This window comes from Grimontia marina (genome assembly GCF_900060185.1).
Lineage (GTDB): Bacteria > Pseudomonadota > Gammaproteobacteria > Enterobacterales > Vibrionaceae > Enterovibrio > Enterovibrio marinus.
On sequence record NZ_FIZY01000007.1, the window covers coordinates 1 to 22,012 of the forward strand.

Annotated in this window: 29 protein-coding genes and 1 pseudogene; 20 read left to right on the forward strand and 10 right to left on the reverse strand. The window is 44.4% G+C overall.

Going from position 1 to position 22,012, the window contains the following annotated elements:
• Positions 1-421 precede the first annotated feature (421 nt).
• From udk to GMA8713_RS05205, 4 genes are all read left to right on the forward strand, one after another.
• Positions 422-1,063 carry a uridine kinase gene (gene udk, locus GMA8713_RS05190; RefSeq protein ID WP_062706763.1) on the forward strand — a complete coding sequence of 214 codons (642 nt, stop codon included), beginning with the start codon at positions 422-424 and terminating at the stop codon, positions 1,061-1,063.
• An 84-nt stretch (positions 1,064-1,147) separates the two neighbouring features.
• On the forward strand, positions 1,148-1,729 hold the full coding sequence (gene dcd / locus GMA8713_RS05195; RefSeq protein WP_062706513.1) for a dCTP deaminase: 582 nt from the start codon (positions 1,148-1,150) through the stop codon (positions 1,727-1,729).
• 408 nt (positions 1,730-2,137) lie between these two features.
• Positions 2,138-4,282 (forward strand): AsmA family protein, encoded by a 2,145-nt coding sequence (locus tag GMA8713_RS05200; protein WP_062706765.1) that lies wholly within the window; start codon positions 2,138-2,140, stop codon positions 4,280-4,282.
• Between the two features lie 179 nt (positions 4,283-4,461).
• Positions 4,462-5,505: a metal-dependent hydrolase gene (locus GMA8713_RS05205; protein ID WP_062706520.1), complete on the forward strand. Its 1,044-nt coding sequence runs from the start codon at positions 4,462-4,464 to the stop codon at positions 5,503-5,505.
• 57 nt (positions 5,506-5,562) lie between these two features.
• Here the strand turns inward: GMA8713_RS05205 and cobO are convergent, their stop codons facing one another.
• Positions 5,563-6,153 (reverse strand): cob(I)yrinic acid a,c-diamide adenosyltransferase, encoded by a 591-nt coding sequence (cobO, locus tag GMA8713_RS05210; RefSeq protein WP_062706522.1) that lies wholly within the window; start codon positions 6,151-6,153, stop codon positions 5,563-5,565.
• A gap of 351 nt (positions 6,154-6,504) precedes the next feature.
• Between cobO and GMA8713_RS05215 the strand changes: the two genes are divergently transcribed.
• Positions 6,505-7,233 carry a dienelactone hydrolase family protein gene (locus tag GMA8713_RS05215; RefSeq protein WP_062706523.1) on the forward strand — a complete coding sequence of 243 codons (729 nt, stop codon included), beginning with the start codon at positions 6,505-6,507 and terminating at the stop codon, positions 7,231-7,233.
• Positions 7,234-7,570: 337 nt separating this feature from the next.
• On the opposite strand, the gene GMA8713_RS05220 is transcribed toward GMA8713_RS05215, so the two are convergent.
• The 4 genes from GMA8713_RS05220 to GMA8713_RS05230 all read right to left on the reverse strand — a co-directional run bounded on the left by GMA8713_RS05220 (position 7,571) and on the right by GMA8713_RS05230 (position 9,936).
• Positions 7,571-8,713 (reverse strand): phage integrase Arm DNA-binding domain-containing protein, encoded by a 1,143-nt coding sequence (locus GMA8713_RS05220; protein ID WP_062706525.1) that lies wholly within the window; start codon positions 8,711-8,713, stop codon positions 7,571-7,573.
• The gene (locus tag GMA8713_RS26565) at positions 8,688-8,930 is read right to left on the reverse strand and encodes an excisionase (protein ID WP_084387657.1); all 243 of its coding nucleotides are present in this window, start codon (positions 8,928-8,930) and stop codon (positions 8,688-8,690) included. Before GMA8713_RS26565 ends, GMA8713_RS05220 begins: the two co-directional genes overlap by 26 nt.
• Before the next feature lie 92 nt (positions 8,931-9,022).
• Entirely contained in the window at positions 9,023-9,550 is a 528-nt protein-coding gene (locus GMA8713_RS05225; protein WP_062706527.1) for a phage N-6-adenine-methyltransferase, read from the reverse strand.
• Entirely contained in the window at positions 9,547-9,936 is a 390-nt protein-coding gene (locus GMA8713_RS05230; protein ID WP_062706529.1) for a hypothetical protein, read from the reverse strand. Before GMA8713_RS05230 ends, GMA8713_RS05225 begins: the two co-directional genes overlap by 4 nt.
• Positions 9,937-10,278: 342 nt before the next feature.
• Here GMA8713_RS05230 and GMA8713_RS05235 point away from each other — a divergent pair, with 342 nt between their 5' ends.
• The 9 genes from GMA8713_RS05235 to GMA8713_RS27245 all read left to right on the forward strand — a co-directional run bounded on the left by GMA8713_RS05235 (position 10,279) and on the right by GMA8713_RS27245 (position 15,977).
• Positions 10,279-10,923, forward strand: coding sequence for a LysE family translocator (locus tag GMA8713_RS05235; protein ID WP_062706530.1), 645 nt, complete (start codon positions 10,279-10,281; stop codon positions 10,921-10,923).
• A gap of 551 nt (positions 10,924-11,474) precedes the next feature.
• Positions 11,475-12,266: a PhzF family phenazine biosynthesis protein gene (locus GMA8713_RS05240; RefSeq protein ID WP_198159452.1), complete on the forward strand. Its 792-nt coding sequence runs from the start codon at positions 11,475-11,477 to the stop codon at positions 12,264-12,266.
• A 128-nt stretch (positions 12,267-12,394) separates the two neighbouring features.
• Positions 12,395-12,763 carry a GFA family protein gene (locus GMA8713_RS28580; protein WP_157515495.1) on the forward strand — a complete coding sequence of 123 codons (369 nt, stop codon included), beginning with the start codon at positions 12,395-12,397 and terminating at the stop codon, positions 12,761-12,763.
• Positions 12,764-12,864: 101 nt separating this feature from the next.
• A complete protein-coding gene (locus GMA8713_RS05245) occupies positions 12,865-13,371 on the forward strand; it encodes a GNAT family N-acetyltransferase (protein WP_062706535.1) in 507 nt (168 codons plus the stop codon).
• Positions 13,372-13,511: 140 nt separating this feature from the next.
• On the forward strand, positions 13,512-13,949 hold the full coding sequence (locus GMA8713_RS05250) for a GNAT family N-acetyltransferase (RefSeq protein ID WP_062706537.1): 438 nt from the start codon (positions 13,512-13,514) through the stop codon (positions 13,947-13,949).
• A gap of 128 nt (positions 13,950-14,077) precedes the next feature.
• Positions 14,078-14,371: a YciI family protein gene (locus GMA8713_RS05255; protein ID WP_062706538.1), complete on the forward strand. Its 294-nt coding sequence runs from the start codon at positions 14,078-14,080 to the stop codon at positions 14,369-14,371.
• Between the two features lie 181 nt (positions 14,372-14,552).
• On the forward strand, positions 14,553-15,038 hold the full coding sequence (locus tag GMA8713_RS05260) for a hypothetical protein (protein ID WP_062706540.1): 486 nt from the start codon (positions 14,553-14,555) through the stop codon (positions 15,036-15,038).
• Between the two features lie 96 nt (positions 15,039-15,134).
• On the forward strand, positions 15,135-15,482 hold the full coding sequence (locus tag GMA8713_RS05265) for a hypothetical protein (protein ID WP_039850525.1): 348 nt from the start codon (positions 15,135-15,137) through the stop codon (positions 15,480-15,482).
• A gap of 93 nt (positions 15,483-15,575) precedes the next feature.
• Entirely contained in the window at positions 15,576-15,977 is a 402-nt protein-coding gene (locus GMA8713_RS27245; protein ID WP_157515488.1) for an aldehyde-activating protein, read from the forward strand.
• 277 nt (positions 15,978-16,254) lie between these two features.
• Here the strand turns inward: GMA8713_RS27245 and GMA8713_RS28735 are convergent.
• A pseudogene (locus GMA8713_RS28735) lies at positions 16,255-16,407 on the reverse strand (IS91 family transposase); the annotation flags it as partial.
• 124 nt (positions 16,408-16,531) lie between these two features.
• Here GMA8713_RS28735 and GMA8713_RS27250 point away from each other — a divergent pair.
• Positions 16,532-16,678: a hypothetical protein gene (locus tag GMA8713_RS27250; RefSeq protein ID WP_157515490.1), complete on the forward strand. Its 147-nt coding sequence runs from the start codon at positions 16,532-16,534 to the stop codon at positions 16,676-16,678.
• Positions 16,679-16,846: 168 nt separating this feature from the next.
• Here the strand turns inward: GMA8713_RS27250 and GMA8713_RS05275 are convergent, their stop codons facing one another.
• From GMA8713_RS05275 to GMA8713_RS26575, 4 genes are all read right to left on the reverse strand, one after another.
• Complete coding sequence (locus GMA8713_RS05275) at positions 16,847-17,032, reverse strand: hypothetical protein (protein WP_062706544.1); 186 nt, start codon at positions 17,030-17,032, stop codon at positions 16,847-16,849.
• A 78-nt stretch (positions 17,033-17,110) separates the two neighbouring features.
• On the reverse strand, positions 17,111-17,278 hold the full coding sequence (locus GMA8713_RS27255; RefSeq protein WP_157515492.1) for a hypothetical protein: 168 nt from the start codon (positions 17,276-17,278) through the stop codon (positions 17,111-17,113).
• Entirely contained in the window at positions 17,268-18,095 is an 828-nt protein-coding gene (locus tag GMA8713_RS05280) for a KilA-N domain-containing protein (RefSeq protein WP_062706546.1), read from the reverse strand. The genes GMA8713_RS27255 and GMA8713_RS05280 overlap by 11 nt, the downstream gene beginning before the upstream one ends.
• Positions 18,096-18,173: 78 nt before the next feature.
• Positions 18,174-18,338, reverse strand: a complete 165-nt coding sequence (locus GMA8713_RS26575) for an Arc family DNA-binding protein (protein WP_084387659.1) — start codon at positions 18,336-18,338, stop codon at positions 18,174-18,176.
• Positions 18,339-18,439: 101 nt separating this feature from the next.
• On the opposite strand from GMA8713_RS26575, the gene GMA8713_RS05285 reads away from it, so the two are divergent.
• The 5 genes from GMA8713_RS05285 to GMA8713_RS05305 all read left to right on the forward strand — a co-directional run bounded on the left by GMA8713_RS05285 (position 18,440) and on the right by GMA8713_RS05305 (position 21,948).
• Positions 18,440-18,853: an Arc family DNA-binding protein gene (locus tag GMA8713_RS05285; protein ID WP_062706548.1), complete on the forward strand. Its 414-nt coding sequence runs from the start codon at positions 18,440-18,442 to the stop codon at positions 18,851-18,853.
• Positions 18,854-19,002: 149 nt separating this feature from the next.
• Positions 19,003-19,341 (forward strand): hypothetical protein, encoded by a 339-nt coding sequence (locus GMA8713_RS05290; RefSeq protein ID WP_062706550.1) that lies wholly within the window; start codon positions 19,003-19,005, stop codon positions 19,339-19,341.
• Between the two features lie 204 nt (positions 19,342-19,545).
• Positions 19,546-19,962, forward strand: a complete 417-nt coding sequence (locus tag GMA8713_RS05295; RefSeq protein WP_062706552.1) for a hypothetical protein — start codon at positions 19,546-19,548, stop codon at positions 19,960-19,962.
• 276 nt (positions 19,963-20,238) lie between these two features.
• Positions 20,239-20,607 (forward strand): DUF4279 domain-containing protein, encoded by a 369-nt coding sequence (locus GMA8713_RS05300; RefSeq protein WP_062706554.1) that lies wholly within the window; start codon positions 20,239-20,241, stop codon positions 20,605-20,607.
• 357 nt (positions 20,608-20,964) lie between these two features.
• Positions 20,965-21,948 (forward strand): KIAA2012 family protein, encoded by a 984-nt coding sequence (locus GMA8713_RS05305; RefSeq protein WP_062706556.1) that lies wholly within the window; start codon positions 20,965-20,967, stop codon positions 21,946-21,948.
• The last annotated feature ends 64 nt before the right edge of the window (positions 21,949-22,012 follow it).

Here is a 22,012-nt window from a genome sequence, read left to right on the forward strand (position 1 = left end):
AGAAAGCATTAGAACAAAAGGAAATCACACCAAGGTTGCGAAGGCAACAGGCAAGATGAAAACAGGTCAGACCGGCATACTGAAACCCTGGCTATACCCGAGGCTCTAGAAGCCGATTGTTTGATAAGGCCAGTATGCGCGAAGTCTCATCAAGGCCAGAAGCAACGCTTCACAAACAGGCCGGATATATGAAAGCAAACCTGTCCCTTCAATCAAACCTGTCGTCTTGCAAACTAGGAGGAGACCATATATGGGTATATAGTCAGAGCGAGAATTGGCGCGCAAATCCTATGCATAGTGATGAAACAATGCGCACCTTACTTTTAATTGAGATGTTTGTCACATATTTAGATGGAATGAGGGAGTTCAACTCCCTATAATCATGCGGTTTATTTATCGCCAATTCACCGGGTATTCATTTATGAGTGACAACAACCAATGTGTCATTATCGGTATTGCAGGCGCATCTGCATCCGGTAAAAGTCTGATCGCTAGTACTATTTATCAAGAACTAAAAGAGAAAGTTGGCGATCACCAGATCGGTGTTATCACGGAAGACCGCTATTATCGCGACCAAAGTCACCTCAGCATGGAAGAGCGTGTAAAAACCAACTATGACCATCCTCAGGCACTGGACCACGATTTGCTGTGTAAGCACCTGCAAGATCTGATGGAAGGCAACGAAGTTGAGGTCCCTCAATACAGTTATGCGGAACACACCCGCATGGAAGAAACGACTAGATTGACGCCGAAGAAGGTTATTATTCTTGAAGGTATTCTTCTGCTGACTGACCCACGTCTCCGTGATCTGATGCATGCGAGCATCTTCATGGATACCCCATTGGATATCTGTCTGCTTCGCCGCGTGAAGCGTGATGTAGCAGAGCGTGGTCGTACGATGGAAACTGTGCTTCAACAGTACCAGCAAACCGTTCGTCCAATGTTCTTGCAGTTCATTGAACCATCAAAACAATACGCGGACATTATCGTACCGCGCGGCGGTAAGAACCGAATAGCGATTGATGTGCTCAAGGCACACATCGCCAAATTGCTGAAAGCGTGAAAGAACAGCCGGTTTTGACCGGCTTTTTTTATACCTGAAGTTGGTTAAAAACAAACAAAGTCCATTTTATCGAGGGAATGCGCAATGAGATTGAGTGACAAACATATCAGGGAGTACCTGGATGATGGCAAGATCATCATTGAGCCGAGACCCGCAGATGAAGCCATCTCTGGTGTTACGGCTGATGTGACCTTGGGGAACAAGTTTCGGGTCTTTAGTGAACATGGTGCGCCGTTTATTGATTTGTCTGGCCCTCGCGAAGAAGTGTCAGCGCAGCTTGATAAAGTAATGAGTGATGAAATAGAGATTGCCGATGGCGATGCATTTTATCTTCATCCCGGGCAATTGGCGCTTGCGGTGACCCATGAAGTAGTGACTCTACCAGACGATATTGTAGGTTGGTTGGATGGACGTTCTTCTTTAGCCAGGCTTGGGTTAATGGTGCATGTTACAGCCCACCGCATTGATCCGGGCTGGCAGGGTAAGATCGTACTGGAGTTTTATAACAGTGGACGACTGCCATTGGCACTTCGACCGGGCATGCCGATTGGAGCTCTGAGTTTTGAAACCATGAGTAGCCCGGCGGACCGTCCTTATCACAAAAGACAAAATGCCAAGTATAAAAATCAACAAGGTGCAGTCGCTTCGAAGATTGATGAGGACTAAGGTCAACAGACCCTAGGGGCTGTTGATCTTTGGTGGTTAAATTTTGTTCTCGCTCTAAGCGTTTTAGGCGCGGCGAGGTGTGTGCCGCCTAGTCATTCTATGCAAATACACCTCAACAAAGCATAAAACCCTTAGAGTACGGGACGCGCAGTCGAACCCTTCGGGCAGCGTTTGTGGGGAATTTCTGCTGCGTTATCGGCTTCTCATGTAGGCTAGCTACACATCGAAGCCTCTGCCTTGCATAAAATCCCCACAAACTGCTGCAAAAATCATCACCAAAGGTCAACAGCCCCTAGAGGTGCAGAACCTGGGCGCATGGAAAACGGCTGAAATTGTTGGATTTAATGCAGAAATTTTCTTTGTGGTTAGTTACTCTCAATTGCATCTAAAAAGGAAATGTACATCATCATGAAAAAGCTTCTCTACATTCTAATTGGACTGGTGCTTTTGGTAGTGGTGGCTATTGGTGCCATCGTTGCATTCATCAACCCCAATGACTTCAAACCCATGATCGCTGATGAAGTGAAAAAAGCAACGGGCCGTGAGTTGGTCATTGACGGCGATATCAGCTGGCGTTTCTGGCCAAGTTTGGGTTTGTCCGTTGAACGACTGGCGTTTAAAAACCCAGAAGGCTTTGCGGAGCCGGATATGCTTAAACTGAGTAAGGCTGAGTTGTCCGTCGCTGTCATTCCACTACTTTCTGACACGCTGGATATCGGCCTTGTTAGTTTGCATGGTGCACATGTGTTTATCCAAACCCTGCCAAATGGCGTGAGCAACCTTGATGGCTTGAGCGGTGAGCAAAACACAGAAACTACTTCTTCAGAGAACAAGACTCAGCCGACCCCTGGTGCGTCCGTACCGGCTGATGAACCTGCTAAAGCTTGGGCGATTTCAATCGGTGGCCTGGAACTGCTGGATGCCAGCGCCACTGTAAGAGACGACAAAACGCACACCAGTAGTGAAATCAGCTCGCTGAACCTGACGATCGGTAAACTTGAAACCGGTATTTGGGTGCCAATTGAATTTGATGTGGTGGGCAAACAGGATGCTCTGGCTTTTATCTCCAAGGGCAATGCTGAAGCCATGATCGACAAAGAGATCATGAAATCTCAGCTTCGCACTCTCGCCTTGGAAGCCAGCGCCAATGATGCCTCGACACAACTTGAAAGCTTCACGCTGAATGCAGATCGCTTAGGTCTTGCAATTCCTATGGTGTTTGATTTTGCAGCCAAGGGTAAATCCAACGACATGTCGTTTGATGCCAAAGGCAAAGCTACACTGGAAGTCGATGAAGCTATTTCCCTTATCACCGCAAAAGCACTGGAACTGAATGCCACTGTTGCTGGAAAGTCGCTGCCTCGCCCTGAAATGAAAATCAGCATGAGTGGCGATTTGGCCTTTGATAACAAGGCCCAAAAACTATCTCTGGAAAATCTGAAAGCGGCAGTCGACGAACTGAACTTTGATGGTAAAGCATCGGTTGCACTGGCCGGTATTCCAGCCATTCGATTTGATGTTCACAGCCCTAAAATCAACCTGGATACGTTCCCAGGTGGCAATACAACTGCAGCAGAAGACAAACCAGCAGCATCTGGTGGCTCGCAAGGCGGCGCCGCAGAAAAGCCTGCTGAGAAAAAACCGCTCAGCGATGTAGAACCTGATCTCTCTGCGCTGGAAGGGCTGGATATTGCAGGTAAAATCACCATTGATGATTTCGTCGCCAATAATGTAGAAGTGAGGGACGTAATTGCAAACTTTGCGGTTAACCGTGGCAAGGTTGATGTTAAGCAGTTCGACGCCAAGCTTTACGGTGGCACGATTAATGTTAAAGGCAAACTTGATGCGACGGTTTCCCCTGCGCGTTATCAGGTTAAGAAAGGTATCCGGAACGTCAATGTTCAGCCGCTGCTGTTGGCTGCGGCAGGTCAGGATATGCTGGCGGGTAAAGGCAGTATTGATGCCAATGTCAGTGGCGTCGGCCTGTCTGAAAAACGTTTACGTACAGGCATCACTGGAACCATCGCGATTAATTTCGCTGACGGAGCAATCAATGGTGTCAACATACCCGAAATGATCCGCGAAGCGAAAGCAACGCTGAAAGGCCAACGTGCTGAGTACGTCGAAGAAACCCGTAAAACAGACTTCAGTGCGCTGACAGCGACTTTCAATCTTGGAAAAGGTATCGCTTCGACCCGCAACATGAAAATGGAAGCGCCAGCGTTACGCGTTCGTAGTGAAGGGCAAACCAACTTAGTGAAAGAAGACCTCGACTTTGAAGTCTTTGTCTCTGTCGTCGGTACCAGTAAAGGACAAGGCGGCAGGGACATCGACGAGCTAAAAGATGTCACTATCCCAGTGAAAATTGATGGTACTTGGACGGCACCTAGCTACAACCTTGATGTGAAGGCATTGCTAACAAGCAATAAAGTGTTGGAAGAGAAAGCGCGTAAAGAAGCTGAGCGTGGCCTTAAGAAGTTGCTTGGTGATAAAGCTGGAGATGGCAAAGTGAAAGAGGCGACAGACAAACTGCTGAAAGGTCTTTTCAACTGATCAGCCCCAACGCGCAATAGGAAAGCCGCATGAAAATATGCGGCTTTCTTTTTGGCTGCCATTGACTCAGGCATGAAGCTTTATTCAGGTCGTTTGGGTATATTTGCTTCACCTGGGCAGAAGGTGAGTTAGAATCAGCCTTCTGAGCAAGAAAGAGCTTTATAGGAAAACGAACGTTCATGGATTCTATTTCTCAGGCAGCCCTTGGCGCTGCAGTGGCTGGTTTGGTTGCTGGAAAGCGATGCTCTCCGAAAGTACTTCTTGCCGGTGCCGGGCTTGGTACGGTGCCGGATCTGGATGTGGTGCTGGAGTATGGCGACCCGATTTCCAATATGATTAAACATCGGGGCTTCAGCCATTCCCTGTTTGTATTGTTCCCTCTCGCGGCTGTTTTAGCTGTGTTCTGGAAGCGGTTCTTTGCTAAAGAGTGGCCTCTTTGGCAACTCTGGGCCTTATTCACCGCCGTTCTCGTGACTCACCCAATTCTGGATTCGTTCACCACTTACGGTACTCAACTCTTCTGGCCGTTAGATTCACCACCTGTAGCGATTTCCAGTATCTTCATCATTGATCCGCTATACACGGTTCCTTTGCTTGTTACTGTATTGGCCGCGTTTATCTGGCGCAGCCGCGCAGCCAAACTCTGTGGCGCGGGTTTGGCTATTTCTACTCTTTATCTCGCCTGGTCGCTGGTCGCGATTGGTATGGTGAAAGATAGGGTGGAAGAAAATGTTGCCGGGACACACTTGGAAGACCAGCCTGTGTTTATCGGTCCAACGCCTTTTAATACTGTGCTTTGGCGTGTCGTCGTGTTGGATGACGATAAATACTGGGAAGGCCTAACGTCTTTGCTGGATGATGACCCCACCATTGATTGGATGCCAATGATGCTTGGTGATTGGAGTTTCCCAAGTAAGCCGGAGTTAATGGCAGATTTTGAAAACTTTACCCGTGGCTTTGTCCGCTACGAACAAGATGGTGATGTTTTAACGGCTACGGATTTACGCCTTGGTATGGCCATGTACCACCCGTTCAGTTTCGTGGTTGCAGAGCAAGGAGAGAATCAGGTTTGGCAATTGGTGCCACCCGTGCAAGTCGATCCGGGCCCGGTACTACCGCGACAGATTCCCGCATTGTGGATGCGCTTACTTGGTTGGCAGAGCATTGATGCCATGTTGTGTAATGAGCATGATTGTTTTCGTGACGAGCTATCTTCCAATTAGACTAAGAAGCCCAGCATTTGCCGGGCTTTCTTCTCGTTCTTTGTAAGCAAGGACTGATTACCAATCAATCCCTTTGCGTACTTTGATGCCAGAATCAAAGGCATGTTTTACATTACGGACTTCAGAAACCGTATCTGCCATCTCCGTCAGTGAGCGGTGGGCTGCGCGACCTGTGATAATAACAGACTGCTCGCTCGGGCGGTTTTCCAGTGCTTCAATCACTTCATCTAACTCGATGTAGCCATAGGTCACCATATAGGTCATCTCATCGAGCATGACGACATCATAACTTGGGTCATCCAGCATACGTTTACATTCTTGCCAGACTTCCTGTGCGGCTTGGGTGTCGGCTTCTTTATCTTGCGTATCCCAGGTAAAGCCAGTCGCCATGACGTGGAATTCAACGCCACATTTTTCCAGCAGGTTGCGTTCGCCGCATTCCCAGGTTCCTTTGATAAACTGGGCGACACCGCATGTCTGGCCGTGACCTGTCGCTCGGGTGATCATGCCAAATCCTGATGTCGATTTTCCTTTGCCGTTTCCGGTGATCACCAACAGCAAACCCTTTTCAATCTGTGCAGCGGCAACGCGCTCGTCGACTTGTTCTTTTACCTTTTGTTGTCGGGCTTTGTAGCGCTCATCGCTCATTAGATTTTCTTCCTTTCCAATTGAACCAGCTGAAATGGGTCAGCAATCTTGGATCACAACATACCAAAACCCACTTGTATTGGAAGAGTGTAAATCTGAGTAAATCGCTCTGGTATTGGCGTTCGTACAGAAATTGGTCAACTACAATCAGTCAGAGTATACCCAAACAACCTGAAGATGCAGGATTCAGCGAGATTGACTGGCGCTGTGATCGCGGCGTTCCTTTTTGATGTAGTGTTCTCCATCAAAAAGGAACAACAAAGCGCACGGAGTCAGTCAACTTGCCCGAAGGGAGGCCATCAGTGCGATCATCTTCAGGTCGTTTGGGTATAAAACCACGAGGGATAAAAGATGAAAAAGTTAGGATGGCTAGTCTTGGCTTTCTCTTTCAATGCGATGGCGGGTGAAGTGGTGAATTACAGCTCGAACGGTATCGCCTTGGAAGGATATTATGCGCCTGCGCAGCAAGACGCTAAAGGCTCGGTGATATTAATCCATGACTGGGATGGACTGACAGGCTATGAGCAAAAACGCGTCGATATGCTTTCTTCTATGGGATACAACACCTTTGCTATTGATCTTTATGGACAAGGAAACCGTCCCGTTGATACCAAAGCTAAAAAAGAAGAAGTGGGGAAGCTTTATAGAGACAGGGCGAAAATGCGGGGTCTTATTCTGGCGGGCTTAGATAAAGCACGTGAAATGGGCGCGGAGGACGTTGTGATTGCTGGTTACTGCTTTGGTGGTGCCGCCACTCTGGAGTTGGCGCGGTCAGGGCAAGGTTCGGGGATCAAAGGTTACGCGACGTTCCATGGTGGACTGGCGACGCCCAATGACCAAAGCTATCCCAAAAACACGGCGCCCATTTTCATTTCTCACGGTGGGGCAGACAGTAGCATCCCAATGAGTGATATAGCTGATCTTTCAGAGGAACTGGAAGAAGCGGATATTCCGTATCTGATCGAAGTCTACTCAGGCGCGCCTCATGCCTTTACGGTGTTCGAGTCACCGCGTTATCGTGAAGTCGCAGATAAGCGTTCTTGGGCGACCTTTACCAGCTTTCTTGAAGAAAACCTGTAGAGCGCGATCTAACGTCTAACTCACTTTGCTCTCTATTCTTCGATTCGTTACAGTGTCGATAATGAATTGGGAATGGAGTGCCAATGTCAGCTAACAAACCGAAAATTCTCGTTGTCTGTATGGGCAGCACATGGCGGAATATTTAAACTATTGAAAATTAATATAAAATAATTTCCTCCAAAATTCCTCCAAAACTTTCCCTCCAAAACTACATACATACACAAGGAACATTAGGATAGGGATGTATATAATTTTGAAATTGTTACATTGTCACGATTCTTGAGTTCTGTGAGAAAGTCTTTGGTAGGATAAAGGAAGAGAATATGCTCATGGCGGATTAACTGATTTTGATTATGGTGTACTCGCTGCCTCTCAAGTCTGCGTATTTATTTGTCATTCGCCTGTCTTTATGGCCTAGCAATATTTGAGTATCTAGACCGATTTTTTCATATGTTCGTTCAGCGAGTGAACGGATTTCATGGAAGCTTGGCGGCGTTTGTTCCCAGCTTAGTTTTGTCAGATCACGAGCTTTTGCAAAGTGCCGCGAAACAGTGTTTACGTTCACTCGATCCCCTTGAATGACATTTTGAACGGGTTTTGTGTGGTGAAGTAAATACTGTGAAATAACCCCAGTCTGCCTACACAAGCTAATTATTTGACCAAGACTGATCCCAACTAATGGGTTCGTCAATTCAAGAGGGAATGCCAGCTTAGTTTTTCGTTTTGACTTGCTCGTTGCTACATAGAGCAATCCTTCGCGAACATCTCTGAACTTTAAAGCGCATATGTCTTCTCTACGAAGACCGGTAGTGAGTCCTAACATCATGGCGTGAACTGCATAAATGGGCGTGTTTATCTTGGCTGACTGAATGATGGGTATCCAATCGCTTTCACGTAGCCTCGACCTCTTTACTTCTACTCTAGGGGGCTTTGTTGCAAGTGCAGGATTGTAGCCAGCTTCAACTTCACCGACATGCTGAGCTTCCTTAAACAAGTCTATCCAAACAGATCTCAGAGATTGAGCCATTCTTGCCTTGCCAGATTTTTTGTACTCATCAATGATTTTCGCGAGTGTTTTGGTATCAAGTTCCTTGATGCCGATAGTTTTACAGCGAGACGTTAGAACTTTAATCGCTGTTTTTTTCGTCTTTAGCGTACTGATGGCAATTTCTTTATCTTCGAAGCGCTCTTGCTGGATTAACATGTATCTTTTACACCATTCAGCAGTGCTGATTCTGCGTTTCGTAGTGTTAGATAGGTTGGTCTCTAATATAGAGTGGTATTGTTCTACCAGTTGTTCAGCAATCCGTCTGTTGAGTTCTGTTGCAACACTTAATGCGCGTTTTTTGTCAGTACCAAGGCCATGAAATTTACCAGTCCTAGGGTCTCTATACTGGTAATATACCTTCCCAGACCGCTTATCTAGCTTTTGGTAAAGGTTTTCGATGGTAATGTTATGAGAGCGTGGACGAGCTGCCATCTTTAAATATTCTCGCAACTAATGGATCGCTTATTGATTGACTCTGAGCTTTTGATAAGCCAATAAAACGAGCGTTTGGTTCACACATCCATTTCCCTCCAAATTTTACAGGAGTAGGCTGGATCTGTTTCGTTTTGGCGTATGCTGCCAAAGTTGAAGGAGAGGGGGCAAAGCCAAAGGTTTGTATCGCCCATTCTTTAAGAGTTACATACCTCATGCTATCTCCTAATTATATTCTTTGATACTCATTCGAATCTTCAGTAACTAGGGTCGATGCCCCGGTCCGCTAAGAAGGAGCTAAGCCTGTTGCTATGCGGCATGTGAAAGTGATGCAAGTAACTTGTCGCGGTCAACGTAGCAGGTGTTTACTGGGTAGACGTTGAATGGACGCCAGATAAGAAGCTGGCTCCCTTTATTGTTGCCTTTGACAGGTAATCCCGTTGCAGCATTGATAAAGGCAAGACGACCGCCGGTGATAATGCGCACTTCCGCACAATGGCGAATGGCCTGTTTAAACCAGCCGACACTTTGATCCTGCGGGACGAGCATGACGCAACCGATACCTTGTTTTGCTTGTTGGCTTGCCTTCTCGACCCAAGGCTTGATATTGGAGTAGGGCGGATTGCACCAGGCGTAACTCATTGCAGGTGCATCCCAGTTTGCGCTCAGTCCACAGCTTTTCTCTGTGTGGTACTGTTCGCAAAGGTGATTATCATCACTGGCCGCGACATCAATGGCAAAATGAAACTCGTTGTCGAGTGCCTTAAATAATGTATGTGGCGTTCGCCATTTGTCACGATGTTCAGGGGGCGTGTTTGAGCCTGTGAAGTCGGTCATTGGTCGTTACCTCGTATGAGTTTGGCAATGGTTCTTTTGCCCTGGTCGTTGTAGTGAAAGGTTTCTATTTGCTTACGAGAATTGGCAGCCTGGTCTAATCGCCATTCCCCGTATTTTTCGCACTTGATGCCATGCGCGTTGGCCGTTTTACCCACCTTTTGGGCTGACACTCCGAGCTCAAGGGCGATGTCTGTAGCGGTGTAGTGTCGGACTGTTGTGATAGGGATATCCCAACCAGCGGTGACAAGCGCGGCGATGGCTTTATCAGATAGCCGGCAGGCAGAAAGTAGCGTCAGTGCAACGTCCAAGCTGCATGTCTCGCAGTATGCTTCAAAGGTTGTGTAAGAAACCGCGCGCGCTTTTTGGCAGCGGGAACAAGTCGTCATGGAAAGCTACCTCCATGGTCGAAAGTAGCTTTGTTAGGTGAGGGTAGGAAGGGTCTGAGGTTTTCTTAGATACACTTTTGTCATCTGGGCAGAATTTTCACTGTTAATACAAACAGTTTAATCAAAGGTGTCGCATAATACCGAAGCACGCCGTTTTGGGGTGTTTTCACAAGGTCAATTTTGGCACTGCGAGAAAAGCTTTAAAAACATAGGGAAAGCCACTTTTAAGATACAGTGGCTTGTTATTGGTAGACACAGTGGTGTGTTTAATCGCCCCATTTTGGTATTAAATACACTGTTAGTTTTTAGTAAAGTTGGGCATCTACTAAAGAGGAAATAAAAGTGATAGATCTTTTTTCACTATTAAGTATTGGTATAGCGTTTTTTGTTATAGCTGTTTCTCCTGGGCCAGCAAATATTTCCAATGCAACCATCGCTATGAGTAAAGGTCGAAGGACAAGCCTAATTTATGGTGCGGGACTTTCTACTGGTCTAGTTTTCTGGGGAGTTGTTGCAGCAAGTGGTATGGGAGCTATTCTTCAAAGTTCTGTTTATTTATTAATGGCACTGAAAGTTTTTGGTGGTTTATACCTATTAAGGCTTGCTTTTCTGTCTGCTAAAGAAAGTATGAAACCTAATTCAACTAACGTAGGAATGATTGAAGAAACTTTTTCAGGTAAAAAATGGTTTTTACGTGGGGTTATTATGAATATCTCTAACCCTAAAACAGTAATCGCTTGGATGGCTGCACTTTCTGTTGGCTTGAATTCAAATGACGGGATCTTTTCTGTTATTTCAGGATTGGTAGTTTGTATCATTGTAGGGTTTGCTACAAATGGTATGTATTCAATATGCTTCTCATATAGTAGAGTTATGAACTGGTATCAACGTGCAAGTCGATGGATAAATGGTGTTACTTCATTTTTGTTTACTATTGCAGGCATTGGATTGCTTCGTTCAGCCTTTAACCGCAGCTCAATGTCGTAATAAAAACTAACAAATAAGAATAAGTGTCGCGTAGCCGACACTTTATTTGGGTGTTGAACAAGCCCGTCCTTTATTAAGTAAATTGCTCGGATGAGCACGGTGTGGATGTAGGCCCGTCAGTTTTGTTAGGGCGAACGTCGCCATAGTTGTAGTTATCCGAATTTAACAGTTTAGTGCTTCAACTCTAACTGGTTTCTGTCCATACTCGTGTCAGCCCGATCTGTTCTGGCACGTTTATGCCCCAAAGTGAGCCAGCATCATTTTTGATGAGGAGTTTAACAGTCTCCTATTCACCCTACTTTTTGTAATCCGAAACGTGCTTTTCCACTGTTGATACACTCAGTTGATGAAAAGGTGTCGCATAATACCGAAGTACGCCGTTTTGGGGTGTTTTCACAAGGCCATTTTTAGCACTATGAGAAAGGGCTTTAAAAACATAGGGAAAGCTACTTTTAAGATACAGTGGCTTGTTATTATTGGACAAAATGGTGTGTTTAATCGCCCCATTCTGGTGTTGAATACACTGTTATAAAGCAAATGGAGTTTATACGTTGGAAATGGATATTTTCGTAGTTGATGCGTTTACAGCTCAACAGTTTAAAGGTAACCCAGCAGCAGTAGTTCCAGTCGAAGATTGGCTTCCTGACGAGCTAATGCAAAATATAGCAGCTGAAAATAACTTATCAGAAACTGCCTATATAAAAAATGTCGGTGCTAATCAGTATGAAATTCGCTGGTTTTCCCCACTGACAGAAATGGATTTCTGCGGTCATGCGACTTTAGCATCTGCTCATGTATTGTTTAATGAGTTCGGTGCTGAAAACCAAATCGAGTTCATTACAAAAGAAGTCGGAAACTTAAATGTCATTCTCAATGCACAGAATGAAATTGAAATGACTTTCCCCAACCAGAAACCTGAGGTTGTTTCTACAATCCCGACACAACTACTGAATGGACTATCTAACGAGCCGATAGAGGTTCTCAAAAATAGGCAAGCCTACTTTGCCGTCTTTGCTAGTGAGCAAGAAGTGTTGGACATCACTTATATCTCTGCGCAATTGAAACAGCTTGCACCGTTAGACGTTGTAGTCACTGCTAAATCCGATAAGTATGATTTCGTATCACGTTACTTTTGGCCAGCAAACGGTGGTGACGAAGACCCAGTTACAGGTTCTATTCATTCTGGTTTGGCTCCTTATTGGGCTGACAAATTGGATAAAGCCGATTTAGTTGCCTACCAAGCCTCCAAAAGAGGTGGTGTAGTGAAGTGCTGTGTTTCAGACGGGACTGTTGTTCTATCAGGTAAAGGTGTTCTTTATCTAAAAGGCAAGATTAACGTTTAGTGGAAATCTGCTTTATAACAAAGCGTTCAAGACGGATTCCCAACGCTTGGCATTTTCGGTTTGCTTTGAATTTAGTGTTTACGGCACAATGGTTTAGGTTTGGTGGTAGCGTTAGCTGTAAGGTCATTATGTATTTAGGTAGTTGTCTCTGCGGAGAAGTTAAATATAAGTTGCTAAGTGAGCCTAAAAAGGCCTCAAATTGTCACTGTACGATGTGTCAAAAACAGCATGGAGCTGCATTTGCAACGTATGCTAGTTTGCCTAAGAACGATCTTGTTTACATATCAGGATTGTCTGCACTAGCTGAATACAATTCATCTGGCAGTATTGTGCGTAAATTCTGCAAGGTTTGTGGTTCAAGTATGGAGTGGGGGGGTAGTTCTCAGTATCCTGATTGGGTTTCAGTTGCTATTGCCACTTTAGACTCACCTTACAAACCCAATAAAATTATTGATATACAAACTGACACAAAGGTTTGTTGGTTAAATTACAGCTAACAAGTTGCTTAAACGGAATAAAAACAGTTGGTTATCGCTGCGCGATTTTAACCAACCATTTTTATCCGCTTAGCAAGGCGTTAAATTACAAGGAAAGTTAGGTGGAAATAAAGGAAATAAATTCAACCTCCGAGATAGCAAATGATTTGACTTCTTTGCTGATTGATTGCGTTGAGAGTGGGGCTTCGGTTGGTTTTTTGACCCCAGTCAGTCATCAAGAAGTCGAGTCATATTGGTCTGGCGTGGAGTCAGATTTAAGTTCTGGTAATCGACGCTTATTTGTTGCACTCGATGATGATGTAGTAGTCGGTGCAGTTCAGCTTTCCTTATGTTCTAAAGCAAATGGTTCACATCGAGGCGAAGTTGAAAAGCTAATGGTTAAAACAAGCTCACGTGGTCAAGGTGTGAGTAAGAAACTGATGTCACTAATGGAATCAACGGCATCAGAAATTGGGTTGCAGTTATTGGTGTTAGATACTCGACTTGGTGATGTGGCATCATTGTTATATCGTTCAGTTGGTTACACTGAGGCAGGACAAATTCCTCAGTTTGCACGCAGCTCAAGTGGAAAGTTAGAAGCGACAGTTTACTTCTACAAGCAATTGTAATTTAACAAACGCCTCAAGAGGGACTGTCAACGCGCGGCGTTTCCAGTCCCATTGAGCTGCGGTGGTTGCAGTTGTTGTGTTTGAGTTTAGTGTAATGCGTTGCCAGCCCCTTAGGCGGGCGTTAGGCTTTTGGAGAAAACATGGATATTTCCCTTAGGCGTGCGAGTGAGGAAGATATTCCTTTTTTGCTGTCATTACGTGATCAAACGATGAGGCAGTATTTAGAAGAAGTAGGCATGCCAACGTCTGCTGAAGAATATGAAAAACGAATACGCTTTGAATTTTCTCATGCGAAAATCGTTGAATTGGATGGTAAGCCTGTTGGGCTGTTCAAAGCCACTTACACCGAAGAACTTAACTATTGGTATTTGGTTCAAATTCAGATTTCTCCTGAGTTTCAAGGTTTGAAAATTGGCAGTAAGCTAATTCTTAACCTAATTGCTAAAGCGGCAACAACGAAATCTAAGGTTGGGTTAAGCGTGATTGAAACGAATCCAGCTAAGCAACTGTATTTGAGGTTAGGTTTTGAAGTTGTGAAAAGGTCTGGGGATGAGCTCTTGCTTGAGCTACAAACCTAACAAGCGAATGAACGAGGGACGTTTACTCGTGGCGCACTTTTTCAAAGAAATGCTGTGATTTAGGCGTTTCAGTCAGGTTGGGCTGGTAAACGCCCGTTATTCGAACGTTATATGCAATGGAGAGTTAAGTGTTTATCGTATCCTTAACATACAAAGCGGAATTATCAGAAGTTGATCAATATATTGAAGCTCACGTTACATTCCTTGAAAAGTATTATGCGGCAGGTAAGTTTATTGCTTCAGGGCGAAAAGTTCCTCGAACAGGAGGAGTTATACTTGTAAATGCTATTAATAAAGCAGAAGTGGACTCGATAATAAAAGAAGATCCATTTTATATCTCGAATGTGGCTGACTATGAAGTGACGGAGTTTATACCAACCATGGCAGCGAAAGAATTTGATGCCATTAAAAATTGCATATAACAAGGCAATCAACGCGGGACGCTTTGTCACTGCGGCAGCTTTTCAAAGTGTTGTGAATACAAGGTATTAAAGCGGTTTTGGGCGGTTTGATAAGCGCCCGTTATTGCGACGTTGGTATAAATCTTTAATTAAGAATAAGTCGTTTTAGAAAATTGAGTAAATCTAGAGGAAATAATTTTAGATGCGTTTAATTACAATAATATTAATTACAGTTGTACTATGTAGTTGTGAAGGAAATCATATTAAAGACTCCTTAAAGGGACAGGCCACTTTGCAAAACTCAAGCAAAGAGATAAAACATGGGCCTCGTTTAATCGAGTGGTATGGTTTATCTTTTGAAAGTATCGGTAACAAAAAACTCAGACATAGTTTTAATGAGAGAAAAGTTGATGCTGGCCATCAAGTTTTTTCAGGTAGAAAAGATGTTGTTGGAAAAGTTATTTATAGCTCAAATATTAGTTGGCTAGCCCCAATAGAACCTTCTTGGGAATCCTATTTTACCTTTTCCTTAAATATTCAACCTGGAGAAACATATACACTGCAAAGCGAAGTTAACAATGGCATTGCTATACTATGGGTTGTTAATTCTAAAGGTGATACGGTCATTGAACCTCTCAAAAAGACCATGAAATTAACACCTTGGAGCTCTCGTCAGAATAATAAATGAATAGTAATACCTAAATATACATAATAAGCCAATTAACTTTGCCCCTTCGGGGCCGGACGGCGCAAAGCGCCGCCGGTTATTGGGGCGTTGGTCTCTATGAAATTAGATCGAACTAAAGAGTTACTTCACGGATCAATTAATGAGTTAGAGCCTTACGAGGCTTTGGTTCATATATTGGAGTCGGTGATAGAGCTTGTAAAAATTCCAGGTAACGACTTTTGTTGGTCTTACTGGGAAAACTCAGATGAGGCAGCCAGAGAAATTACAAAATTATTGACCATGGTAAAGTCATATACATTACCGGAGCGAGTTGAGGTTAGTGTTCTGTTTGCGCCCACAGGTCCCCTACAAGAGGTCAGTTTAAGTAGTGGTTGGGCGAAGCCATTTCTTAAAGTCGCAGAGAAATATGATCAAGTAGAGAAGCTATTATGGCCAAACAGTTAACAAGGCCAATCAGCATCGCCCCTTCGGGGCTGGACCTCGCTTCGCTCGGCCGCTGTTGGCGGCGTTAGGTGCCTTGGAAATGGAAAGGATTAAATGAATTACTCATCAACATGCGATTGTGGAGAAATAAAGATAAATGTATGTTTCCCTCTCCCAATTGATGAATATCAAGCTCGTGCTTGTGATTGTGACTTTTGCGTGCCCCGCGAACTAGCTTACCTTTCAGATGTAAATGGTACTATTTCATTTTCTCCCAGAAACAAAATGAATCAACTCAAGCAAGGCTCTGGACAGGCTACGTTCTGGCAATGCAGCAACTGTAAACAAGTGGTCGCCGTTACAAATACCAGCAAAGGGGAAACAAGAGGTGCTGTATCCAAAGCCATTTTTGCAAAAAAGTTTTCTCTTAAACCGTCTGCTTTTATTAGTCCCAAAAACCTCTCTCCAAAAGAAAAAATTGAACGTTGGCCTACAGTTTGGTCAAAGGTTGTTTAAAGTAATGGTTAACGCACCTAACAAATATGAATAAGTGTCGCGCAGCCGACACTTTATTTGGGTGTTGAACAAGCCCGTCCCTACCTTATTAAGTAAATTGCTCGGATGAGCACAGAGTGGATGTTGGCCTGTCACTGATTGACAGGCGAGCGCAGCCAGGAAGTTATCGGGTATCGATTAACTTCAAGGAGTTACGTGTTTGTGTGTCTATCTATCCTCCCGCTTAGCCTCCTTCGTCTAAATGGCCGCCATTCTCCTTATTCTGTTTGTCTTTCGGCTATCTCGGTCGTGCCACGCCCACACAGACCAAGCGCTGCTCCCCGCACGTAGGGCAACATCGCGTTGTGTGCATGTTGACGGGCGCCTCACGCGGTAAGGTCGAATGTGCCGTGTGAAGCAGCATCAGCTGGATCGTGTGCCGTTTTTGTTGCGGGTTCATGGCGTTTCTCCTGTCTGCTGCCGATGGGCAGGGTTGAGAGAAACGTAGGCGGTAAGATGGCATTCTGCCGCGTAGCGGCTTCGTTCAACAACTGTTCAAGAGGGATTCGCAACGCGTGGCCTTTATCATGGACCAGGATACGCCAAGGGCGACTGATTACTGTGAGAAAGCGGTATCCATAGAAGCATTGAAAGAGAGAGTAGGTTACCAGCTACCAGTTGTGACAGAGAGTGCGGAGATGAAAAGTCGGGTGGGGTGTTAGCTCTCCCCCAAATTTCCCGCATAACAAAGCGCTCATTTACATCGTGTACTCTTATCACACGCAAAGCGGGCGCCTTGTTTGGCCTTCTCCCGCTAAATCCGCTCTAATCGTTAGTGAGAGCCCTTCATGCCTTTCTCCGACCAACGCAACGTGTTTGGGCTCTCGAACCTATCTAGCTGGACCTTCCAGCTCATCCAGTCTTGCCTCATGACCAAGTATTGCATCGGCCTTTTCAGCGGTCGTCGCCAGTTTCTTTAGTGCGCCATCAAGCATTAAATCCAATGTATCGACGCTCTTTGCGCGGCGGAAGAAGATGAGCCAGTCAATGCGGCTTTTAGGGGGGGTGGTTGTCATGGTTATCCTTTATGCATAAAAGTGCGTATATTATATCATTAGTTGATATTAAAAGGGCTACATATGTAGCCCTTTCTCCTAAAGGTATACGCGCTCATTGTCCACCGCGATCCTAAGCCCTCGTTCATTTTTCATATCAGCCAAGACACCAATCATCCATACGGTGACAGACTCCGCTAACGGTTGCCCAGAGGAGAGTAGGGCGATGAGCACATCAATCTGTTGCTCTTTTTCTTCATACGACATCGACAGGCCCTCCTTGAAACGTGTCCAGCTTCAAATGGGTAAACCGTCCGTCCCATTTTTTCTTCATGGGTAACTCGCCCTGTCGATAGAAGTCATAGACCTTTTCAGCGCCTTTTCTCAGCAGTACCACCTGATGGATAACAAAGGGTTCCCTGCCGTGAAGATTCACCTCGTTAATGGCTTCGGTGAAGTAGCGGTCTCTGGCATAGCTCGCGACGCGATAGCTGCGGCCATCGTGATAGAGCCACCCTCGGGCATGAAAGTAGGCATTTATCTGCATGACGTTAACGCCATTCAGCATCTTGGCAAGCGCGGGTAAGGTCATGCCTTTTTTAAAGAGGTTTCTGAGGTCGTGGATTTCCTCGTCCTTTTTCTTGTTATCCAACATGAGCTGTTCGCGCTGTTCTTCCTTTTCCAGCAGTTGGGCTAGGGCTTCTTTGAAGGTAGTGGGGAGGGCGAAATCGTGAGCGGGGAGTTTTTTACTGTCGAGGAAGGCTTGGTTAACTTGAAGCTGGAAGCGGGGGCTTATCCATCCAGCGTAAGAGATGGCGAGAAGTTCGTGGGCGAAGGTGCCCTGATTGACTCCTCCTTTGATAGCTTCAATAGGCGATACCGAGATCCCGGTATCGATCTTAAGTGTTTGAATTAAATCCCGCGTGCCTTCAATAGCTAGCCAATAACTTGGCCCTTTACTTTTCAAGCCGCCACTCGCTTTGTGCAACGTGTTTAGGTTGAACCTTCCCTCGGTATCTTTCGTTATCTCTACTCCTGCAATCACAGGGGCTTGTGTCGTTTCGGAATTATGAATTACACTCATAGCGTATCTCCTATCTTAAACGGTGTAGTTGGTACATGCCCCGGTGTTCCCGCACTGGGGTTTTTCATTTCTAGCGTTTCACTCATTCCCTCGCTCCCGAACAACTGAATTTCGAAGTATCACGAGTATCTCTGAGTTCAACGAACGACCATTCGACTTTGCCTGTTTCTTAACAACTTCTTTCAACTCTGTCGGCATTCTCAGGCTGAAAGGCTTAATTGTTGCCGTTGAAATTACGTCCATTTTCTTCTCCTATATCACCAATGGAACCAACTTGGTTCCATTGACAAGATAGAACCAGCGTGGTGCCATGTCAACACCAATAAGCTAGAAAACGCCGGAAAATGTCACTTCAATTTAAAGTTCGTCTAACAGAAGAGCTTCATGAAAAGCTTAAAAACTATGCTGACGCTAAAGGTAACTCTCTGAATACAGAGATACTTCAACGATTAGCTGACTCAGTGGTAGAAGATGAAAAGTACGAACCAATATCAGCTGACAGTGCTAAGCAGAAGGCAGCGGATAGCAGACAGTTAGTGTTAGAAGATATAAGAAGGCTGTGCTATTTCGAAATCAATCGGGTCGCTCAACTCGGCGGTCAACATGCTCATATCTCACTCAAAAAGTACGAGCTATACAGTTACACAGATGAGGCATGGGAAGAAGCCATTACCCCTATCGTTAAGGAGCTCAAAGACAAGGGCTTTGACGTTAACGAGAACGATGTCAGTGAAGACGGTTTTGGTATTCGTTTTTAAACTTTTCTGTTGGTGAAAGGATGAAAGAGATTTCCCTACTTTTCAGAATCAGGCTAACTCCTCTCTATCTGCAACCGCACTTTCCTCGACTGGGTTGATTGCTTGGGCAATGGAATTTCTGGTGTCGTAATCAGTGATTAGGTCAGCATTTGAAAACGTTATTAAAGTACTTACTATTCTTATTCCTTTTCCTCGTGGCAGCTGTCGTCGGGGTGATGGTCGATAGTCACCTAAAAAAGAACCCAGATGCTACCTATGAGCTGAGAGGTCGGTACCTACCATCGCCAGATGGAAAGACATATCTCGTTGTAGAAGATGACAATGGAGGCATGTGTGGTCCTCTAACCGTCAACGGGAAGGAATGGCCCCACGGCCCATATCAGAAAGCGGAAGTGACGCCTGGGGATGTAACCATTGAATGTGGTTCTTGGATTACCGTGCACGTTCAAAAGGGGACGACGTATTACTTTGGCTACTGGGGTCCTTGAAAAAGAGCGGCGATATACCTCCTACGGCTGCTTCATATAGCCAAATACTCAAGCTATCTTCTAAGCTAACAGCGTATCCATTACTTGTTAGCTTGGAACAAAACTCTTATAAGAGCTGTCAAAATTACATGTGGCACTGACTATTAGAATGTATCGTCACTATTAGGCATTCGTCTCTCTGGTTTAACTTAATTGGATATCACTATGAAATTATTCTCTCGTGTCAATGCTATTATTCTTACGCTATTCCTAAGTTTCTTTTCTTTCTCCGCATTAGCTACGAATCAAGTCCAAGATGTGCAATTTAAAAAAGGGGCAACCAGTGCAGAATACACAGGAAAAGTGCAAGGCTACGACTACAATGAATACGTTTTTTACGCTCAAAAAGGTCAAGCATTAAAAGCGACATTAGATACTAAAAGTACTAAATTATGGTTTATTCTTCTCAACCAACATATTGAAAACCGTGTAGATTTGTCTGAGTATTCGGAATCCTTGACCCCTCAAGGGGCTTACATTCTGCCATACAGCGGTAAGTATACGATTCGTATTGGTCAATACCGCCCTTTTGCTCGACGCGGTGAGCACAGTGAATACAAACTGAAGATTGAGATTAAATAATAGATAGGGTAAAGCGCTTAATCAGCCTGTCTATCAGTTGCTGGGCGGTAAAGTGAATGATGAGCTTCGCATCAGGTGTTGAGCCCTCAACACCTTAAATTACCTATCGAAAGCACCCTGGTGAATGATGAAAGATATTTTTCTCATTCACCACGCAGCTCTTGCCAGATAAGGCTTTAGTCCATATTTGGTGAAAGGGTGAAAGAGGTTTCCCTACTATACTCAAGCTATCTTCTAAGCTAACAGCGTATCCATTACTACTTTTATGAAAAGCCAATGAATCAGTCAGATAACTCGGTCTTTACAATTTACAGGGAAGGCTACTTTGATTTTGAAGAGATTTCCCAAACTTTAAAAATGGTTCCCGATAAGGCTACTGTGGCTACAGATAAAGCGAAAAACACTTGCTGGAAGCTTCTTTCATCAAATAAAGACTGTCATCTCGAAGAGCAACTAGAGTATTGGATAGTTTTACTACTACCCAAGAGTAATGAGTTGAGAGAGTTAAAGGAGAATGGTTGGATAATAGAATTGGATTGCTTGGTCCAATCTGATGAGGGTTCAGCGGTTGTTAATTTGGAACCAAAACTCTTACAAGAGTTGTCAAAATTACATGTGGCACTGACTATTAGAATGTGGGCATAACGCATTACTCCCTCTCAATATAAATAAGTCAGTGTTATTGGCTTTCAATCATTCATTCACACCAAAAATGCTTCGAGTTATCAACTGATTAATCAATAGTCTTTCAGCTCCGCATGCGATCGAAATCAAATCTGCTTTTATGCACTTTATGGTACATTTCCGCCAAAAGTTTTAGACAGTGATGGCGTGTTGCGTGCCGAGGAGCGAAGGGCGGTAGCGTAAGAAAATTCAAGCCCAAACCAGGTTTTTAGAATTCTAGGCGAACTAATCGGGCGTCTCGGTTTTGGACTAAACGGGCAAATTACCCGCTAATAAGTTGTTATACCTCTTGGGTAGTCACAAATATAAGGATCATTCATGGCAAACGAAGAAATGCTCGAATATGTAGAGAATGAAAAACGAAAACGGAAGGAGTATTCACTTGCTTATAATGAACTTAATGAAAGACAGCAGGTTCTGCATCAGCAAATCGCTCAGCAACAAGCTCTGTTGCACGAGCAGGAAAAAGAACTGAATCTAAACAGAAAGAGAATTAAAGAAGAGCAAATTGCTAGAGAAAAAGAATACCTATCTGAAAAACGTGAGCGTGAACGTTTTTTTGAAGAGCGCGAAAATGACTTAATGCAGCGTCAACGTCAGATGGAACAGCACCTTCATGAGCGGATGCAAGAAACAGAAAAGCTTAGTATTAAGTTAAAGGGAGATTTAGCGGAAAAGGAATCGTTACTAGCTCAGGCACAAGAACGACTAGAGATCGAAAAGCAAAAATACACTGAAGAGAATAGAAAGCAGATTGAAAGTAAATCTCAAAATTATGTAAATACAGCCCTCACTGGTCTGGAGGCAAAAGAGAATAAATTTCATTTCGTTTCTAAAGTTTGGTCTGTAATCGGGGCTGTCGCAATTGTCTTGGGTATTACATTTATAGTTATCTCTACATTCTATGGGGCAAATGATTTTCATAATTCTGGCGGTTTTACATGGCCATACTTTCTATTTATCACATTCAGAGGTCTTATTGTCGTCGCTATGTTTGTGGCCTTAGCAAGATATTCTTTTATTTATAGCAATTCCTATATGCATGAATCTTTAAAAAGTGGGGAGAGGAGGCATGCTATTAATTTTGGTAAGTTTTACCTCGAAGCATATGGCGCTAATGCCAGCTGGGAACAGATTAAAGAGGCCTTTCAGCATTGGAATATTAGTAGTGAGAGTGCCTTTTCAAAGAAACAATCATCTGAGTTTGATCCAAAACTTATGGAAAGCGCTCTTGAAATAAGTAAAGCTCTTTCGAAGACGAGTAAAGATAAATCTTCTGAAACGAAAGAAAGTAAGGAATAATATAGCTATAGGTATAACAAGTTGCTGCACACGGAAAAATTGCTCGCTTCGCTCCCAATTTTCC

What these genes read in the sequence shown, in the direction of transcription:
- GMA8713_RS05300 (WP_062706554.1), top strand. Translation starts at nt 20,239, where the DNA reads ATGAATCAGTCAGATAACTCGGTCTTTACAATTTACAGGGAAGGCTAC.
- GMA8713_RS27245 (WP_157515488.1), top strand. Translation starts at nt 15,576, where the DNA reads ATGAATTACTCATCAACATGCGATTGTGGAGAAATAAAGATAAATGTA.
- GMA8713_RS26575 (WP_084387659.1), bottom strand. Translation starts at nt 18,338, where the DNA reads ATGGACGTAATTTCAACGGCAACAATTAAGCCTTTCAGCCTGAGAATG.
- GMA8713_RS27255 (WP_157515492.1), bottom strand. Translation starts at nt 17,278, where the DNA reads ATGTCGTATGAAGAAAAAGAGCAACAGATTGATGTGCTCATCGCCCTA.
- GMA8713_RS05250 (WP_062706537.1), top strand. Translation starts at nt 13,512, where the DNA reads ATGGATATTTCCCTTAGGCGTGCGAGTGAGGAAGATATTCCTTTTTTG.
- GMA8713_RS05215 (WP_062706523.1), top strand. Translation starts at nt 6,505, where the DNA reads ATGAAAAAGTTAGGATGGCTAGTCTTGGCTTTCTCTTTCAATGCGATG.
- GMA8713_RS05200 (WP_062706765.1), top strand. Translation starts at nt 2,138, where the DNA reads ATGAAAAAGCTTCTCTACATTCTAATTGGACTGGTGCTTTTGGTAGTG.
- GMA8713_RS05280 (WP_062706546.1), bottom strand. Translation starts at nt 18,095, where the DNA reads ATGAGTGTAATTCATAATTCCGAAACGACACAAGCCCCTGTGATTGCA.
- cobO (WP_062706522.1), bottom strand. Translation starts at nt 6,153, where the DNA reads ATGAGCGATGAGCGCTACAAAGCCCGACAACAAAAGGTAAAAGAACAA.
- GMA8713_RS05285 (WP_062706548.1), top strand. Translation starts at nt 18,440, where the DNA reads ATGTCACTTCAATTTAAAGTTCGTCTAACAGAAGAGCTTCATGAAAAG.
- GMA8713_RS05205 (WP_062706520.1), top strand. Translation starts at nt 4,462, where the DNA reads ATGGATTCTATTTCTCAGGCAGCCCTTGGCGCTGCAGTGGCTGGTTTG.
- GMA8713_RS28580 (WP_157515495.1), top strand. Translation starts at nt 12,395, where the DNA reads ATGTATTTAGGTAGTTGTCTCTGCGGAGAAGTTAAATATAAGTTGCTA.
- GMA8713_RS05275 (WP_062706544.1), bottom strand. Translation starts at nt 17,032, where the DNA reads ATGACAACCACCCCCCCTAAAAGCCGCATTGACTGGCTCATCTTCTTC.
- GMA8713_RS26565 (WP_084387657.1), bottom strand. Translation starts at nt 8,930, where the DNA reads ATGAGGTATGTAACTCTTAAAGAATGGGCGATACAAACCTTTGGCTTT.
- GMA8713_RS05220 (WP_062706525.1), bottom strand. Translation starts at nt 8,713, where the DNA reads ATGGCAGCTCGTCCACGCTCTCATAACATTACCATCGAAAACCTTTAC.
- GMA8713_RS05230 (WP_062706529.1), bottom strand. Translation starts at nt 9,936, where the DNA reads ATGACGACTTGTTCCCGCTGCCAAAAAGCGCGCGCGGTTTCTTACACA.
- GMA8713_RS05260 (WP_062706540.1), top strand. Translation starts at nt 14,553, where the DNA reads ATGCGTTTAATTACAATAATATTAATTACAGTTGTACTATGTAGTTGT.
- GMA8713_RS05305 (WP_062706556.1), top strand. Translation starts at nt 20,965, where the DNA reads ATGGCAAACGAAGAAATGCTCGAATATGTAGAGAATGAAAAACGAAAA.
- GMA8713_RS05295 (WP_062706552.1), top strand. Translation starts at nt 19,546, where the DNA reads ATGAAATTATTCTCTCGTGTCAATGCTATTATTCTTACGCTATTCCTA.
- GMA8713_RS05265 (WP_039850525.1), top strand. Translation starts at nt 15,135, where the DNA reads ATGAAATTAGATCGAACTAAAGAGTTACTTCACGGATCAATTAATGAG.
- udk (WP_062706763.1), top strand. Translation starts at nt 422, where the DNA reads ATGAGTGACAACAACCAATGTGTCATTATCGGTATTGCAGGCGCATCT.
- dcd (WP_062706513.1), top strand. Translation starts at nt 1,148, where the DNA reads ATGAGATTGAGTGACAAACATATCAGGGAGTACCTGGATGATGGCAAG.
- GMA8713_RS05225 (WP_062706527.1), bottom strand. Translation starts at nt 9,550, where the DNA reads ATGACCGACTTCACAGGCTCAAACACGCCCCCTGAACATCGTGACAAA.